This window comes from Thermogemmatispora sp., from assembly GCF_019683635.1.
In the GTDB taxonomy this organism is placed as follows: Bacteria; Chloroflexota; Ktedonobacteria; order Ktedonobacterales; family Ktedonobacteraceae; genus Thermogemmatispora.
Map to the genome: position 1 here is coordinate 1 of NZ_JADGIA010000004.1, position 16,076 is coordinate 16,076.

The window sequence follows — 16,076 nt, forward strand, 5'->3', positions numbered from 1 at the left end:
CTACGCTGGCCGCAAGCGCAACAATAAGAGAGGGATCGAGGTCGGCGCTTCAGCCTGGTCTACTTGATCAGCGGATACCGACTTCGATCCCTCTTCCTGTTTGCGGTACGGTCTACGCTGGCCGCAAGCGCAACAATAAGAGAGGGATCGAGGTCGGCGCTTCAGCCTGGTCTACTTGATCAGCGGATACCGACTTCGATCCCTCTTCCTGCTTACCGGCAGAGGTGACGCGCTTTGAGCGCCACCCGTGAGAGGAAGGCCACTCTCTGGGCTATGACTCAGCGCGCAGAATGCGGCCCAGGAATTCGTAGCGCTCGGGATGGCGCCGTGCCAGATAGAAGGAATAGAGCAGCCCGATGATCACCCAGCCGATGACGAAGAGCGGCAAGATGTTCAAGGGGAAGGGCGTTGGGAAGAAGCCCAGGCCGGTGAAGAAGTCGCCGATCACCGGCAGCGGTGGCATGATGAACGAAATCAGAGGAATCAGCAAGAAGAGGCAGCTAACGATCGGCGCGATCAGATGGAGCAGTGGGTTAAAGTTCTGGCGATCGAAGCGCAGCGCGAAAGCCGGTGTCGAGAGGTTCACCAGGATATAGACCACCAGGAAGCTGATTGTGCCGATCGTCGCCAGCCAGGCGTAGCTGGTGATGCCGCTGGTCTGCGTGTAAACTTTGCCATCGGCGATGCCCAGGGCGTAGCTCACGCTGCCATCGGGATTGTTCTTCTGGATGATGAAAGCCAGGAAGATGATGACCAGGATCGTGAACAGGCTCTGGGCCATGATAGCGTAGTGGGGACTCTTCCAGCGCGGGTGCGTGCGCCCGAAGACGCGCGGCAGGATGCCCTCACGACCCATCGCGTAGAAGTAGCGCACCATCCCGTTATGGAAGGCCAGACAGGCTGCGAAGCTGCTGGTGGTCACGGCGATGATCATCAGGACTTTCAGCCACCCACCAACGAAGTGGTCGGCCAGGTTATAGTAGGGGGTTGGGGCGATGGCAATATTGCCCAGGGTATCGCCGGCGTGCTGCCAGCCGAGGCCGATGACAGCGCTATAGGTGGTCCAGATGTAGAGCACAGCCATGATCAGGATCACCGAGAAGATGGCCGTAGGCACAGCCCAGCGCGGGTTACGCGACTCCTCGCCGTAGACGGCGCCGGCCTCGAAGCCGATCCAGGACCAGATGCCGAGCGCCATAGCCACACCGATGCCCAGCACTCCACCCGGGGCAACCCCTTTGAGATCGGAGCCTGCGGGCGTAAAGGTATGGAGCAGGTCATGGCCGGCGGCTCCTCCATGAATGGTGATCATCAGGTCGAGCAGCACCAGACTCCCGATCTCTAGTACAAGAAAAGGAGCGAGCCACCAGGTAGACCACTTGATGTCGAAGAAGGAGAGCAAAAAGACGAGGACGCAGCCGATGAGGGCGTAGGTAACCCAGCCCAGTGGCATCTGGAAGCCAAGATAGGTGGAAATATTAATGTCGGCCAGGCCGCCGAAGGCCGCTTGAGAGGAGGCTTCGAAAATAGCGTAGCCGAAGAGCATCAGCCAGCCCGCCTGGAAGGCCGTGCCCGCTCCCAGGCCATGCCGTACCCAGGTATAGAAGCCGCCCGCCGAAGTCAGGCGGCGCGAGAAATAGACGATCGAGATGCCGAAGAGCAGCAGCCCGATCGCCGAGAGCAGGAAGACCAGCGGCACGCTGGCGCCAGCCTGCGCTGCCATGTTGGGCACGTTAAAAAACATGGCCGCAATCGGCGCCGCCCCAGCGAAGCAGTAGTACATGACGCTGGGCATGCCGATGGCATTGATGTGCAGCTTGTCGAGGTCCTGGCGCTCTTCCAGGGCGATGTCGCCCTCGGGAAGGGCTGCGCCGGGCGTCGTCTGCCCCACCAATTCTTCCTGAGATGCCATAAATCACCTCCAGTTCAGGTCTTGCTATGAAGACCAGATCATCTGCAGAGCGCTTGCTTGATGAATAGCGGTAAGTCTGGTGCTATCCTGGGTTAAGGCAACGCTGCTGGTGTGGCGCACGGCTCCTTTGCTCACCCGCTCACTCACTTGCTACCCCCTCGCTGCTGGCCAGCAAGCCCGGTCACTGTCCCTCAACTGGCGAGGGTAGCGTGCCTGCCTGCCGGCTCGCTGACGGACTGACCGCCAGCCAGCAGCCAGACGGCCAGCAGCGCTGACAGAATATACTGGCTGGCTGGCTCTGCTACCAACAATAACAGCAGAGCCAGACCCTGTCAACGCGCTTGCCGGCTAAGCTCCACGCTCGATCTCTTGCCAGGCCGCCTCACCGGTTGCGAACATACTGATGATGGCACCTATCATCAGCGTCGCCGCCGTCAGACCTGCGACAATCAGGCTCCACTGCTGGTTGGTCAGCAGGGGTACCCACGAGTTGAGGGCTGTATCAACGATGGCGATGATGCCGGTGATCAGACCGACAACCGAGCTTAGCAGTAGCACGGGCATCGGCACGAGGCGGTTCAACAGCAGCGCCCGGCGATCGCGTATATACAGCCCCAAGATCAGAATAAACAGGAAAATGGTTGAGAAGGCCCATAGGATCGTTCCGGCTCCAATACCGACGAAATAGACTTCGAGGGAGAGGTCTGCCGGATTACTGCCGAACAAGTAAGGAATAACCATAAAGAAGAGGATCGTGATAAAGATGGCCGCGGCAGTCTGGATGGCGATGGCGCGGGCTGGTTGGCGATTGCTGTTGAGCAGACCGAGGCCCACCGGAATGCGGCGGTCGAAGCCAGCCACCATCAGGAAGCGGGCATAGATGTGGTTATAGACCATCGTCACCAGACAGAAGACGCCCAGCATGCAGACGGCAACTACGTTGCCGGCTAGCTTCCCCAGAGCTGTGTCGACAGTGGTCACGAGGGCAAAGAGCACGTAGGCAGACTTTGGCCCTTCGACGACCAGGACGGCGAAGGTCACGAGGACATAGCCAACCACCACAATAAGCGTCCCCCACAACAGATGACGCAGGATCAGCTGGCGGCGTGCCCCTGCGCTGGGAGCAATCGTCTCCGCCTGCATTGTGATCGGCAAATAGACCCCCAGATAGCCCAGGGTGATCACCCCAAAGAGGCCGAAGTTACCTCCGGTCTTTGGGTCCCAGCTGATCAGCCAGTCTGAGAGCCGCGAGAAGCTCGTCGCCGGCGCATGTCCAGTCGCAAGCCAGACGATGCCCGCTAAAATGACGAGACCACTGGCAATCAGTAAGAGGACGAAAGCGGCGTTGGTAATGTTCTGTACCGTGCGGTGCGGCTGCACAGCCATGAAGCCTGAGATCAGGATGACCACGCTCAGGGCCAGACCTTGCTGCCAGGGAGCGGTCAACCAGCCACTGTTGAGACCCGGGATATAGCTGATCGCCAGGTCGCTGGTGGCCATCAAGAGCAGTGGAGCAGGCAGCCAAACACAGAAGCCCACAAAGAAGCTCATGTAGCTGCCAAAGATGCGATAGGCCCAGTTGTACAGAGAGCCTTCGTGTGGAAAGATGACACTTAGTTGGGCAGTGGCAATGGCGCAGGGCACAAAGAAAAGAATCGCTCCTGCTAGCCAGAAGGTAATGCCCGCCGCGCCACCCGCAATGGCATTAGAGACGTTGGTCGGAAAGAAGATTAGCAAGACATAGAGAGTCATCAGGTCCCAGCTGGTCAATATCGCTGGCATGACCTTGCCTGGATACTCTTCGGAGGTCAGTACATGCGGCGGTCTATCCCCCTGTGACCGGCTACTGGTAATCATGGAACCTCCTTCGATGATTGCAGTTCCCACATGCCCTCACCATAGCAGATACTTTCATACATGTCAATGCATTTGTCTCACAAATGTAATAAATGTAAGTTATTATAACGTCTAACTGAAGGGACTAGAAGGAAAGCAGGCGGTCTGTCATGAGAGGAATGGCTATGAAGGGGATGAACTGTTCAGTAGGGCGATCGCTGGAGCGAGGGCCTCCATATATTCCTCCCAGACTACCCAATAGGAGATGTGATACTGTTGACGATAGCGTAGCAATTGAGAATAAATCTCCTCTGAGCTGCCAATGAGGAAGTAAGGTGTTGTAGCAATCTCTTGCTCACTGAGACCGTAGCGGGCGGCGACCTCGGCCAGGGCCTGCTGGCGCTTGTCGGTCAAGATGACTTCGAGAACGATCAGGTTCAATTCGAGCGAGGCGAAGCGCGGGCCGGCAGCCTGACGTACCCAGGTTAGCTTCTCGGCCAGAGCGGGGGCCAGGGCGTCCTGTATATCCAGACTCTGATTCATATGGCCGGCCACGCTGATGGTCTGTGTCCGGGGGGAGAAGCCGACAATAGTCGCCTCGCGTGCCGCCAGCGAGAGCAAGCGTTTGCCGCTACCGCCCACCAGAATTGGCGGATAGGGACGCTGTTGCGGCTGCAGTGCAAGGGTCAGCCCCTCGATCGTGTAGTGCCGGCCACTGAAGCTGAGTCGCTCACCGGCCAGCAGGGCCTTGATGATCTGCAAGGATTCGGCGAGTCGCTCTATGCGCACACCGGGCGACGCAAAGGGAATACCGCATTGCTGGTACTCACTCGCCATCCAACCGGCTCCCAGGCCCAGCTCGAAGCGTCCGCCGCTGAAAACATCGAGGGTGGCCACCTCGCGCGCCAACATGACGGGGTGGCGGAAATCGTTGGCGAAGACGTAGCTTCCCACGCGCAAGTGCGCGGTGGCCGTGGCAATACGTGCCAGAGCCAGCGTTGTGGCAAACTGATCGCCGATGTGGTCGGGCAGCAGAAAAGTCGAGTAGCCCAGCTGCTCGGCGCGTTGAGCCTGTGCTAGCAGGGTTGCAAAATCAGGTGTGGTGTTATGCGACAGGACACCAAAGCGCAGAGGACGACGATTGTCTGCTATCTCGCTCATATGGTACGACGCTCCTTGTTTCGGGCTGCCTGCCTCCAGGCAACAGAGCACTCGTGGCAGGGAAGGATGAAAAGAGGGACCCGGTGGTCTGCTTACCATGCTGCGAGCCTCTGCGCCCGACCAGGTCCCTGGAAAAGCAAAGATGCATTCTCAACTGCGCTCTGCGCGATTGTCTACCCGTGGAGAGTAGGAGGAGGGTTGACAGCCTTCCACGGACTGGTCAAGCGATTCTGGCTAGACCGGCTCAACGCGCAGAAGCACCTCGTCCTTCTGAACGACTGCCCCATTCTCCACCAGGATCTTAGTCACGCGCCCGGCGACCGGGGAAGGTACCTCGTTAAAGGATTTCATGGCCTCGATCAGGGCCACTGTTTGGCCGACCTGGATGACATCGCCGATCGAGACGAAAGGTGGCTCATCCGGCGAAGGGGCTGCGTAGTAGACTCCGGAGAGCGGTGCTACGACCGGAATCGTGCGCTCCTCCTCGCGGCTCTTAGCCGAGGCGGCTTTGCTGGCTCCTGTAGGCCGTTTCGCCGCGCCCCGGCTGCGCACCATTGTCACAGGATTTGTCACCACCTCGCTAACGGTTGGTGCAGTCACCAGCACCATCCCTGGCTGGCGGCGAATGATAATCTCCAGATCGTGCTCATTTAGCTCCAACTCGGCCACTGAGCTGCCTTCGAGCACGTGCACCAATTCCTCCAGGCGCTCGATCCAGGCCGTCTTTCGATCTTCTTCCTTATTGCTCATCATCACACTCGCTCGCAGATTAGAGGCATACAGCAAACCGGAGCAGGCCGTACCTGGGCACCCTACCAGTGCGCCGGCTAGGCTTGTCCACCCCGGTTCACTCAGATCCAGAGAGGCGAGCAGGCAACAGCGTAGTACAGCTATTGACTACTCGCTCTCCTCGTAGCGCTTGAAGATCAGGCAGGCGTTATGTCCGCCGAAGCCCATTGAATTGGACATGGCCACCCGGACCTGGGCCTGGCGTGCCTGGTTGGGCACGTAATCCAGATCGCAGTCGGGGTCGGGATGGTGCAGGTTGATGGTCGGTGGAATGATCCCGGTGAGCAGCGTCATGATGCTGATGGCAGCCTCGACAGCTCCCGCGGCCCCGAGGGTGTGGCCGGTCATCGACTTCGTGGAGCTGATCGCCAGGCGATAGGCGTGCTCGCCGAAGCAGGTCTTGATGGCCTGGGTTTCGGTGCGGTCATTGTAGGGCGTCGAGGTGCCGTGCGCATTGATATAATCAACATCTTCAGGACGCAGGCCAGACTTGCGCAGAGCCATCTGCATCGCACGCACCAAACCAGCGCCGCCGGGAGCCGGCTCAGTCACGTGGTAGGCATCGCCCGTTGCGCCATAGCCGACCATCTCGGCCAGGATCGTCGCCCCGCGCGCCTTCGCAAACTCCAGCTCCTCCAGAATAAGGACCGCGGCCCCTTCGCCCATCACAAAACCGTCGCGGGTGGCGTCGAAAGGACGACTGGCCCCCTGTGGATCATCGTTGCGCCGCGAGAGGGCATGCATATTATCGAAAGCGGCAATGGCGATCGGCGTAATGCCGCGCTCGGAGCCGCCGGCGATCATCGCCTTCGCGTCGCCGCGCCGAATGGTTTCCCAGGCCTCGCCGATCGTATGGGCGCTGGTCGCGCAGGCCGAAACAGCGGCCCAGTTGGGTCCGCGCGCACCCGTCATGATCGAGACAATGCCCGGGGCGCCATCAACAATCATCATATTGATAAAGAAGGGACTGATGCGGTCTGGACCCCGCTCGAAGAGGATGCGAAATTGCTCGTGGAGCGTCATCAGACCGCCGATACCGCTGCCGATATAGACCCCCACATCGTCAGCAATTTCCTCGCTGATCTCCAGGCGAGACTGGGCCAGCGCTTGCTTGGTGGCAGCAATAGCGATATGTTGGTAGGGGTCAGTGCGGCGAATCTCCTTGCGGTCCATATAGGCCGAAGGATCGAAGTCTTTGATCTGGCCCCCGAATTTCACGCGGAAGGGGCTGGTATCGAAGCCGACGATTTCGGCGATGCCGGATTTCCCTTGGCAGAGGGCTTCCCAGGAAGACGCCACATCGTTCCCCAGGGGAGTAATCAGCCCTAAACCGGTTACAACGACACGTCTCATTACGTCACCTCCTCTATAGTCGGGTTCCCTCAACCGCTCTCGGGCCAGCAGGCAAGGCGCTGTGATAGCGTGTGATCCACTGTCAAGCCCTGGCTCTGATTGAGCACTGACCTGCTAACCGGGCCAGCCTCCGCGGCTCACATGGCTGGCCGACCGGCCAGACCGACCAGCCCAGACCGGCTGGCCAGAGAACGAGAACAGAGCGGCAAGGAGAGGCCCGCTGAGAACCCAGCGAGACCCGGCACGAACCCAGTGCAAACCCGGTCAGATGCCAAGTGAGGCAGCCTCCTCCTGGAGGAACCGGGTATAGGCTTCTCCACGGATAAAGACCTGGTGTCTGAGCAGACGCTGGTGGAAAGGAATCGTCGTGGGCAGGCCCTCGATAACGAACTCATCGAGCGCGCGCTGCATACGCGCAATGGCGGCCTCGCGATCCTCGGCCCACACGATCAGCTTGGCCAGCAGCGAGTCGTAGTGTGGAGGAACCGAATAGCCGGCATAGAGATGGCTATCGACGCGCACACCAGGGCCGCCGGGCGGCAGATATTTCTCCACCACACCGGTCTGTGGACGGAAATCGGCCTCGGCATCCTCTGCCGTGATCCGGCACTCGATGGCGTGACCGCGGAACTGAATGTCCTCCTGCTTCAGGTGTAGCGGCTCGCCGGCGGCAATGCGGATCTGCTCCTTGACGAGGTCGACGCTGGTCACCATTTCTGTGACCGGGTGCTCCACCTGTAGGCGCGTGTTCATCTCCATGAAATAGTAGCGGTTCTCATCGTCGAGAAGAAACTCCAGCGTCCCGGCGTTGGTATAGCCGATCTGCTGCACGGCGCGGATGGCCTTCATGCCGATCTCTTGTCGTAGCTCGGGAGGCAGCAGCGGGCTGGGCGACTCCTCAAGAACTTTCTGATTGCGGCGCTGGCAGGAGCAATTACGCTCGCCCAGGTGAACGCCGTTGCCGTGGTGATCGACAAGAACCTGGATCTCGATATGGCGCGCGCGCGGCAGGTAGCGCTCCAGATAGAGGCCATCATCGCGGAAGGCTTCGCGAACCTCGTTCTGGGCCAGGGTGAAGACGCGTTCAAACTCGTCAGGGCTGTTGACCAGGCGGATGCCGCGCCCTCCTCCGCCGGCAGCAGCCTTCAACATCAAGGGAAAGCCGATCTCGCGCGCGGCCTCTCGCGCCTCCGCCAGCGTGCGTAACACGCGTGTACCCGGTAGCATCGGCAGCCCGGCGGCGGCCATCGCCTCGCGGGCCGAGACCTTATCGCCCATGATCGCCATCGCCGTGGCGGAAGGGCCAATAAAGGTCAGGTTCACATCTGCACAGATCTGGGCAAAGCTGGGATTCTCTGAGAGGAAACCATAGCCGGGATGAATAGCTTCGGCCCCGGAGATAAGAGCGGCGCTGATAATATTAGGAATATTAAGATAACTTTTGCCGCTTGGCCCAGGTCCTATACAGATGTGCTCGTCCGCCATGCGTACCGGCAGAGAATCGCGATCAGCCTCGGAATGCGCGATGATCGTACGGATACCCATCTCGCGACAGGCGCGGATGACCCGTACAGCGATTTCGCCACGGTTAGCAATGAGGATCTTTCGAAACATGACTTTTGGATCGGACAGGACGGACGCAGGAGATCTGCGCAGTCCATGCTTGCTCTCATCGTGATTTTCCCCGGCCTGATATGGCAGGGGCAATTTACGGGTTATTATACCATGCCCGCTCGAAAGCGACCAGTGGGGCAATGGCGTGTTTCCTGCTGGTCAAGCTGGCTTGCTCTCTCGGCTGGTTAGAAGTGAGGATGATGGAGAATGTCCTGTCTCGGGTGCGACCTGGGCCACGGGTTAAGATGGGAGTAAAGCAAAGCAGAAAGAGGGGAGAAGAGGCAAGCTGACCGGGAAAATGAGGCCCGCGGTCCGGTGGCATTGCAGCTGCAGCGCGCCAGGGGCGCCAGCACTCTGACTTAGAAGTGCCAGGAGGACGTTCGCGGGCCTGGGGCGGCCTGGTCACGCAAGCGCGCGGCTTCGGCCTCGGCCTGGCGTGCCTCGCGCTTCCGTCGCAGTTTTTTGAGGACCTCGGCTTTCCGTTCCCAGTGATCAGGATCATGGGGGGCGATTTGGATGGCGCGCTCGGCGGCTTCCAGTGCCTCATCATAGCGTCCCAGCTCCTGGCAGAGGAGCGCTTTATTATGCCAGGCTGAGGCAAGCTGAGGATCACGTCGCAGGGCCTCATCATAGGCTTCGAGCGCCTGGCGATAGTATCCCAAACGATAGAGCGTATTCCCTTTCCCGTTCCAGCAGAGGGTCAGGTCCCGGTTCAGCATCAGAGCCTGATCATAGGCGCGCAGCGCTTCGGGAAAACGTTCCAGCGCATATAAGGCGGCGGCTTTGCCTTGCCAGGCCAGAGCATGATTCGGATCGAGAGCCAGCGCGCGGTTATAGCTTTCCAGGGCAGCGGCATGGCGGCCTTGCTCGCTCAGAATCGCGCCACGTCGAACCCAGGCTTTGACATAGCCTGGATCGTACTTGAGGGCCTCGTCCAGCATATCCAGCGCCTGGCGCAGACGATGCTGACTGTAGTAGATCTGAGCGATGCCATACCAGGCAGGGGCATAGTGAGGATCGAGGGTGCGCGCTCGCTCAAAGGCGCTCAGAGCCTCTGGCCAGCGCTGGAGGTCATAGAGGACTGCCCCCTTACCGGCCCAGGCGGGAACAAGGTCGGTCTGCAGTCGGGTGGCCTCCTCAAAGGAGTCGAGCGCCTGGCGCACCTGACCCAGCTCGTGGAGCACCTGCCCCCTGCCGCACCAGGCCAGAGCCTGCTGATTATCGTAGCGCAAAGCCCGCTCGAAGGCGTCGAGAGCCTCGCGCTGGCGCCCCCGGCGGCTGAGCAGTAGTCCCTTGTTGTACCAGGCGCGAGCCATGCCGGGGTCGTAGCGCAGGGCGGTCTCAAAGGCGGCCAGAGCCTCTGTCTCGCGATGCAGACCGGAGAGCGCCGCCCCTTTCCCATTCCAGGCGGTGGCGTTACGTGCCTCAAGCTGGAGTGCTCGCTCAAACGCCTGAAGCGCTTCCTGATAGCGATGGAGGGCGTTGAGTGCCGTGCCTTTGCCAATCCAGGAAGTGACCAGCGTGGGGTCCAGATTGAGTGCCTTGTTAAAGGATTCCAGGGCCTCGCGGTGCTGGGAGCGTGCGCCGTGGGTGAGACCGCGCCCCTGCCAGGCCAGGGCCTGCGAGGGGTCGCGAGCAAGGACGCGCTCATAGAGTTCGAGCGCCTCTGTCAGGCGGCCCTGCGATCGTAGCTGGCGAGCCTGTTCGATCAGGCGACTCGTGTCGCTATGCGTCTGTGGAGAGCTGCCTGGCTCACGACACTCGCGCAGAACCTCCAGCACCTCCTGAGCACTGGCCGGGCGCTTCTCCGGGTCCATTTCCAGCATGCGCTGAAGAAGGGCTTCCAGAGCAGGGGGAACAGCCGGATTCAGCTCGGAAGCGGGCCGGAAAAAGAAAGGCTGGTCTGAGGGATCAACGCCGGTGAGCAGATGGTGCAACAGGGCTCCCAGGCTGTAGATATCGGAGCGGGGGGTCGATTGGGCCTTGCCGTACTGCTCTGGGGCCGCATAGCCTGGGGAGCCGAGAGCCGTGGTGTCGCGCGATTGGCCCGGCTTGAAGAGGCGCGCGATGCCGAAATCGATCAGATAGAGGCGCCCGCTGTTATCGATCATCACGTTAGAAGGCTTCAGATCGCGGAAGACAATCGGCGGCTGATGGCTATGCAGGTAGCCGAGCACATCGCAGAGCTGCTCGGCCCAGGTCAGCACCTGGTCAACTGGCAAAGGACCACCACCCTGGCGCGCCAGATATTCCTCCAACGACTCGCCCTCGATGAAATCCATGACCAGATATGAGCGATCGTTTTCGGTAAAGTGATCGTAGATGCGCGGCAGATTGGGGTGGCGCAGCTCGGCCAGCAAGTTGGCCTCACGCTCAAAAGCCTGTTCGGCCTCCTGGACGCGCGCCGGGGTCAGGCCGACCTTGCTCATCTCTTTCACTGCCACCGGACGATTATTCAAGCGCGTATCAGCGGCTTTGTAGACGGCTCCCATTCCTCCCTGACCGATCAGGCTCAGCAGCTGATAGCGTCCGGCTAGCAGCATCTCCTCTGTCAGGGGTCCTGTCGTATGCTGGAACGGCAGGGCGGCGGCGCAGTGCTGACAGAAACGCGCCGTTGGTGGATTGGCCATGCCGCAGCGATCACAAAAGACTTCCTGCTCCTGCGTTGTCATAAAAAAACCCGTCACTCAGGCTCGAACTGCAGCGGTTCCCACTGGCGGGCAGGGGCGTCGCATCGCACTCTTCACCCATCCTATATCATAGCACAGCCAGCCAGGTCGCGGTCGGCCTGCGTGCGCCCGCTCCGCTCCGCCGTTCCCCACGATCGCCGCTGATCTCTCTGCCTCTCGGCGCTGCTCCCGTAGCAGAGAGCTAATCTATGCGCATGCATCGCTATAAGCGGTGCCATCCATAGCTACTCTTTAGGTCTCATCCGGCCCCCTCTGCCCGCGACCTGGAAGCGCGGGGGCCGACCTCTCCTCCTGGCTGCCAAGCACGGTGGGGGGCCGGGTACGCCATAGCTGCAGCCATTCATCGAGGCTCAAAGTTTCGGCGCGGCGCTCCGGCGCGATCCCGGCCTGACGTAGCCAGCTCTGCACTGTCTCGGCTGGCAAGTCCAGTCCACGCGCGAGGGCATTGTGCAGCTGCTTGCGTCGCTCCCCAAAGCCAGCCTGAACCAGGCGGAAGAAGAGGGTGCGCTCCGTGGGGGTCAGCGCTGCCCGCGGCTGAACCTCGACACGCACAATGGCGGAGTCGACGCGCGGCGGTGGATAGAAAGCCCGCGCCGGTACACGGGCGATGAGCTGCGGTCGTCCGAAGAACTGGACGCTCACGCCCAGCAGACTCAGGTCGCCGGGCGCGGCCACGATGCGTTGCGCAACCTCGTACTGAATCATTACAACGATCAGCTGGGGAGGATGCTCGCTCTCCAGAAAATGGCGGAAGGTGGGTGCTGTGATATAGTAGGGCAAATTGGCCACTAGCTTGTAAGGCTGCTTCTCAAAGAGGGCGCGTGGATCAACAGTCAACAGGTTCTGAGCCACCACCTCGACATTGCCAAAGGGAGCGGTGGTTTCGGCGAGCAGGCGCAGCATAGAGCGCTCCAGCTCTACAGCAACCACCCGCCCTGCACGGTGGGCCAGCTCGCGCGTTAAAACGCCGGTGCCTGCCCCTACCTCAAGCACCGTATCAGTTGGGGCCAGCTCTGCCGCGTCCACAATGCGCGCCAGCACGCCACGGTCGACCAGGAAATGTTGCCCGAACGACTTCAAAGGTCGCATGCCGTGCTGCTGGAGTAAGGAGCGCAAGGTGCGCGGGCTGGTCAGATCAAGCTCTTCAGCCATCGTTGGGCGCACTCACCTCATGTTTGTCATGGCTAGTGTTAGAGTTTCCCCGGGCCGGGACGACGCAGCGAGCCTTGCTGATGAGTGTGGACCAGCAGCCAGACGACCACCCCACCGATGGCAAGGGGGAGCGCACACAGGAGGCAGACCACCAGAACCGCGATGATGAGACCGACGGCGGCCCCAAGCAGACCAACAATCAGGGCAATGATGCCGCCGACCAGTCCCACAATGAGACCCACCCCACCCAGCAACAGGCCGAAGATAAGCGCTCCGACCCAGGGGAGCAGCTTGAGAAGCAGCGCCAGCAGAACCAGGCAAGGCACGATCCAGACGAGGTGATGGCCCCGCTGTGGCTGAGGCCGTGCCCACCAGGGGGGCGGTGACCATGCAGGGCGAACGCTTGCCCTCCAGGGCTGAGGCTGACGGAAAGAGGGTTGCTGGTCCGCCTCGGCTCCCGGGTTTGCCCGCAGCTCAGGCTGAGCTGAGACTGCCGCTGACCAACTCTCGCCAGCTTCGTTCAGAGATGCGGCAGACCTGGCTGGTTCGGAGGCCGCCGGCGCCGGGCCTTCCTCTTCTTGATTCGGATAGTCTTGGGCCGGGTAGCCGCGTCGATAACTGTAGTCATGCAACGGCCCCAAATCATGCCCAGGAGGCTCCTGGTGCGGCTGTGGACTCTGACCTCGCCCGCGCCTGCGGCTCAGAAAGCTCCAGGATGAAGAGCGCTGGCTGCCAGCTTCGCCCTCAGCACCAGTGACATGTTGCCCGCTCGCTCTCCCTGATTCAGGTTGCGGCGCTTGCCAGTCTTGCTCTTGCTGCTGCATAGATCTCGCTCCTTGTGGCCCTCACTTCCTGCTGGTACTGGCCCCTTTTTCCCTGACGCTGACCACGGTGATACAAAGTCCCCCCAGGGAACGATCTATTACCATAGGATACGCAAAGGGGCTACGGGGGTTGCAGAGTGGTCTCGAATTACCTATGATGATACGCGAAAACACATCGATCGTTCTATAAATGGAAGAGGGCGTTGGTGCATTCGCCGCCATCAGATCTGCTTGCAAGCCGAGGAGAGAAAGGGAGCAATGGATTACCACGAGAGTCAAGCCGCGGGGGGACCCGAGCGTGGTGGATCGCTGAGCCCCAGGGTCCCGGGGCTGCATCTGCCGGCTCGTCGCCTTCCTGGAGCCAGCGGACAGCCACCTGTCCTGGCTCCGTTACCCACTACGGGCGGGGGGAATGGAATGCCTCCGCTACGTCGCTGGCGCACCAATCGCATTCTTCTGCGCAAGCGCTGGCGCAGGCGTTTCTATCCGCGCCGCACGCCGCGCTGGGCGGTAATGCTCCTGGTGGCCACGCTGCTCGGTCTCGCCCTCTTTTCGAGTAGCGCTGGTGCCGTCTACGCCTATTATGAGGCACAGCTGCCCTTGCTGCGTAATATTGCCAATAACAATGCGCTCTTCCAGACGACGCGCATTTACGATCGCAATGGCAACCTGCTCTATGAGCTGTTTGATCATAGCGCCGATCATGGTCGCCGCACTTATGTCAGTTATACCGATATCTCGCCGCTCTTGATCAATGCCACGGTGGCCGCAGAGGACCATACCTTCTGGGAGAACTCGGGCGTTGATCTGCAGGGCATTCTGCGCGCCGTCTTCTCGAATCTACAGAGCCAGAGCGTCGTTCAGGGCGGCAGCACGATTACGCAGCAGCTCATTAAGAACGAGCTGTTCAGCAATCAGCCCCGGACGCTGGCGGTGAAAGCCGAAGAGGCCGTGTTGGCCTATGGTCTGACACAGCAGTATCCGAAGTGGAAGATCATGGAGATGTACCTCAACACGGTCTACTACGGCGACCTGAACTATGGCGCCGAGGCCGCGGCTGAGAACTACTTCAATCTGCAGCCAAAGTGCACGGCCACGCGCTGCAAGCCAGCGGTGGCCCAGCTCGATCTGGCTCAGGCCTCGCTGCTGGCCGGTCTGCCGCAAAGCCCTTCCTATTATGATCCGACGGTCAATAAGCCTGCGGCCCTGGCGCGCCAGCAGGTGGTCCTGCAGTCAATGGTCGAGCTGGGAATGATTACCGCTCAGCAGGCCGCTGCCGCCGAGGCCGAGAGCCAGAAGTTTGTCTTTAAGCCCTACAGCGAGACCCATCATATTCAGGCCCCCCACTTTGTCCAGTACGTCATCGATCAGCTGACGTCTCTGCTCGGCAGCCAGAATTTACTCGACGGAGGGTATAATGTCTACACCACCCTCGATCTGACGCTGGAGAAGAAGGTCGAGCAGATCGTTCACAATCGCCTCTACACCGTGCAGTACGACTCCTACCTGGGGCAGTATGAGGGGCCGCTGTATAAAACGAACAACGTGAATAATGCAGCAGTAGTGGTGATGAGTCCAACAACGGGCGAGATTCTGGCAATGGACGGCAGCGCCGATTTCAATAATCAGAGTCCCAAGGTGCAGGGTCAGTATAATTCGGCGCTCGCCCTGCGCCAGCCCGGCTCGGCCTTTAAGCCCATCGTCTATGCTGCAGCCTTCGAGATGGGCTGGTATCCGGCGATGATTGTCCCGGACCATCTCACGATTTATCCGACCAAAGATGCAAATTCGCCTTCTGGCTACTATACCCCAAATAACTACGATCAGAAATTTCACACGACCTTTCCGATGACGATTCGCAACGCCATTGCGAACTCGTTTAACATTCCGGCGGTGACGACGGTCGAGTACGTCGGCTTCAACAATGTGCTGAATATGGCCAAGCGTCTGGGGATTACCTCCATCGATACCGCCGACCTGCAGGCCTGTCGCAAGAACTACAATGCACCGAAGGCGACACCGGAACAGTGTTTCTTTCCTTCGATCGCCCTGGGAACGGCGGAGGTCTCCCTGCTGGAACTGACCGGTGCCTATGCCACCTTTGCCAATCAAGGGGTGAGGGTCCCGCCGGTCTCCATCCTGGAGATTACCGATAGCCTGGGTCACCCGCTCTATCGCTATGATGCTGCCCATCCGCATGGGGTGCGTGCTCTGGGAGCTGATGTCTCGTTCCTGATTAGCAGCATTCTCTCAGATAAGGCTTCGCGCTATCATGAGTTTGGTCCGGGTAACCCGCTGGAGCTGACCGATCGCCCAGCTGCCGCCAAAACTGGTACAACCCAGACTTTCCGTGATAACTGGACCGTTGGCTATACCCCCTATCTGGCGGTTGGGGTTTGGGCCGGCAATAGCGATAATAGTGCTATGGATAATGTGATTGGTATCACGGGAGCCGGCCCCATCTGGCATGATGTGATGGAGTATGCTTCGCAGCGCTATCATTATCCGGCTGAGGACTTTATCCGCCCGGCCAATGTCCATCTGGGCACGGTCTCCGCTCTCACTGGTCTCTTGCCGCGTCCAGGCGAGCCAACGGTGAGTGATTGGTTTATCGATGGCACGCTGCCCACGACCTCCTGAGCGCCAGCGGGCGCGGGCGCGACCTCCATCGCTGATGAAGGTTTCTCCTGTCCTCGTCTCTGAAACACCCACCCAGGCGGCGCCGCTCTCCTCAATGGGGGGAGC

10 protein-coding genes are annotated in these 16,076 nt (G+C 60.3%); 1 reads left to right on the forward strand and 9 read right to left on the reverse strand.

Translation table 11 applies throughout. The features are described from left to right. Positions 1–271: 271 nt before the first annotated feature. From IRZ31_RS01030 to IRZ31_RS01070, 9 genes are all read right to left on the reverse strand, one after another. The gene (locus IRZ31_RS01030; RefSeq protein WP_297148590.1) at positions 272–1,912 is read right to left on the reverse strand and encodes an APC family permease; all 1,641 of its coding nucleotides are present in this window, start codon (positions 1,910–1,912) and stop codon (positions 272–274) included. A 348-nt stretch (positions 1,913–2,260) separates the two neighbouring features. Continuing rightward, the gene (locus IRZ31_RS01035; protein ID WP_297148592.1) at positions 2,261–3,769 is read right to left on the reverse strand and encodes an amino acid permease; all 1,509 of its coding nucleotides are present in this window, start codon (positions 3,767–3,769) and stop codon (positions 2,261–2,263) included. Positions 3,770–3,931: 162 nt separating this feature from the next. Continuing rightward, entirely contained in the window at positions 3,932–4,909 is a 978-nt protein-coding gene (locus IRZ31_RS01040; RefSeq protein ID WP_297148593.1) for a TIGR03621 family F420-dependent LLM class oxidoreductase, read from the reverse strand. A gap of 234 nt (positions 4,910–5,143) precedes the next feature. Beyond that, positions 5,144–5,659, reverse strand: coding sequence for a biotin/lipoyl-containing protein (locus IRZ31_RS01045; protein ID WP_297148595.1), 516 nt, complete (start codon positions 5,657–5,659; stop codon positions 5,144–5,146). Positions 5,660–5,806: 147 nt separating this feature from the next. Further along, positions 5,807–7,051: a beta-ketoacyl-ACP synthase II gene (fabF, locus tag IRZ31_RS01050; RefSeq protein ID WP_297148597.1), complete on the reverse strand. Its 1,245-nt coding sequence runs from the start codon at positions 7,049–7,051 to the stop codon at positions 5,807–5,809. A 264-nt stretch (positions 7,052–7,315) separates the two neighbouring features. Then, positions 7,316–8,665: an acetyl-CoA carboxylase biotin carboxylase subunit gene (accC, locus tag IRZ31_RS01055; RefSeq protein WP_297148598.1), complete on the reverse strand. Its 1,350-nt coding sequence runs from the start codon at positions 8,663–8,665 to the stop codon at positions 7,316–7,318. A gap of 359 nt (positions 8,666–9,024) precedes the next feature. Further along, positions 9,025–11,337 (reverse strand): serine/threonine-protein kinase, encoded by a 2,313-nt coding sequence (locus IRZ31_RS01060; RefSeq protein ID WP_297148600.1) that lies wholly within the window; start codon positions 11,335–11,337, stop codon positions 9,025–9,027. Positions 11,338–11,586: 249 nt separating this feature from the next. Beyond that, positions 11,587–12,507, reverse strand: a complete 921-nt coding sequence (gene rsmA, locus IRZ31_RS01065) for a 16S rRNA (adenine(1518)-N(6)/adenine(1519)-N(6))-dimethyltransferase RsmA (protein ID WP_297148602.1) — start codon at positions 12,505–12,507, stop codon at positions 11,587–11,589. A gap of 38 nt (positions 12,508–12,545) precedes the next feature. Next, entirely contained in the window at positions 12,546–13,331 is a 786-nt protein-coding gene (locus IRZ31_RS01070; protein WP_297148604.1) for a hypothetical protein, read from the reverse strand. 258 nt (positions 13,332–13,589) lie between these two features. On the opposite strand from IRZ31_RS01070, the gene IRZ31_RS01075 reads away from it, so the two are divergent. Continuing rightward, positions 13,590–15,971 (forward strand): transglycosylase domain-containing protein, encoded by a 2,382-nt coding sequence (locus IRZ31_RS01075; RefSeq protein ID WP_297148606.1) that lies wholly within the window; start codon positions 13,590–13,592, stop codon positions 15,969–15,971. The last annotated feature ends 105 nt before the right edge of the window (positions 15,972–16,076 follow it).

Coding starts and splice junctions, on each gene's coding strand:
- IRZ31_RS01035 (WP_297148592.1), bottom strand. CDS start 3,769: ATGATTACCAGTAGCCGGTCACAGGGGGATAGACCGCCGCATGTACTG.
- accC (WP_297148598.1), bottom strand. CDS start 8,665: ATGTTTCGAAAGATCCTCATTGCTAACCGTGGCGAAATCGCTGTACGG.
- IRZ31_RS01075 (WP_297148606.1), top strand. CDS start 13,590: ATGGATTACCACGAGAGTCAAGCCGCGGGGGGACCCGAGCGTGGTGGA.
- fabF (WP_297148597.1), bottom strand. CDS start 7,051: ATGAGACGTGTCGTTGTAACCGGTTTAGGGCTGATTACTCCCCTGGGG.
- IRZ31_RS01060 (WP_297148600.1), bottom strand. CDS start 11,337: ATGACAACGCAGGAGCAGGAAGTCTTTTGTGATCGCTGCGGCATGGCC.
- IRZ31_RS01040 (WP_297148593.1), bottom strand. CDS start 4,909: ATGAGCGAGATAGCAGACAATCGTCGTCCTCTGCGCTTTGGTGTCCTG.
- IRZ31_RS01030 (WP_297148590.1), bottom strand. CDS start 1,912: ATGGCATCTCAGGAAGAATTGGTGGGGCAGACGACGCCCGGCGCAGCC.
- IRZ31_RS01070 (WP_297148604.1), bottom strand. CDS start 13,331: ATGCAGCAGCAAGAGCAAGACTGGCAAGCGCCGCAACCTGAATCAGGG.
- IRZ31_RS01045 (WP_297148595.1), bottom strand. CDS start 5,659: ATGAGCAATAAGGAAGAAGATCGAAAGACGGCCTGGATCGAGCGCCTG.
- rsmA (WP_297148602.1), bottom strand. CDS start 12,507: ATGGCTGAAGAGCTTGATCTGACCAGCCCGCGCACCTTGCGCTCCTTA.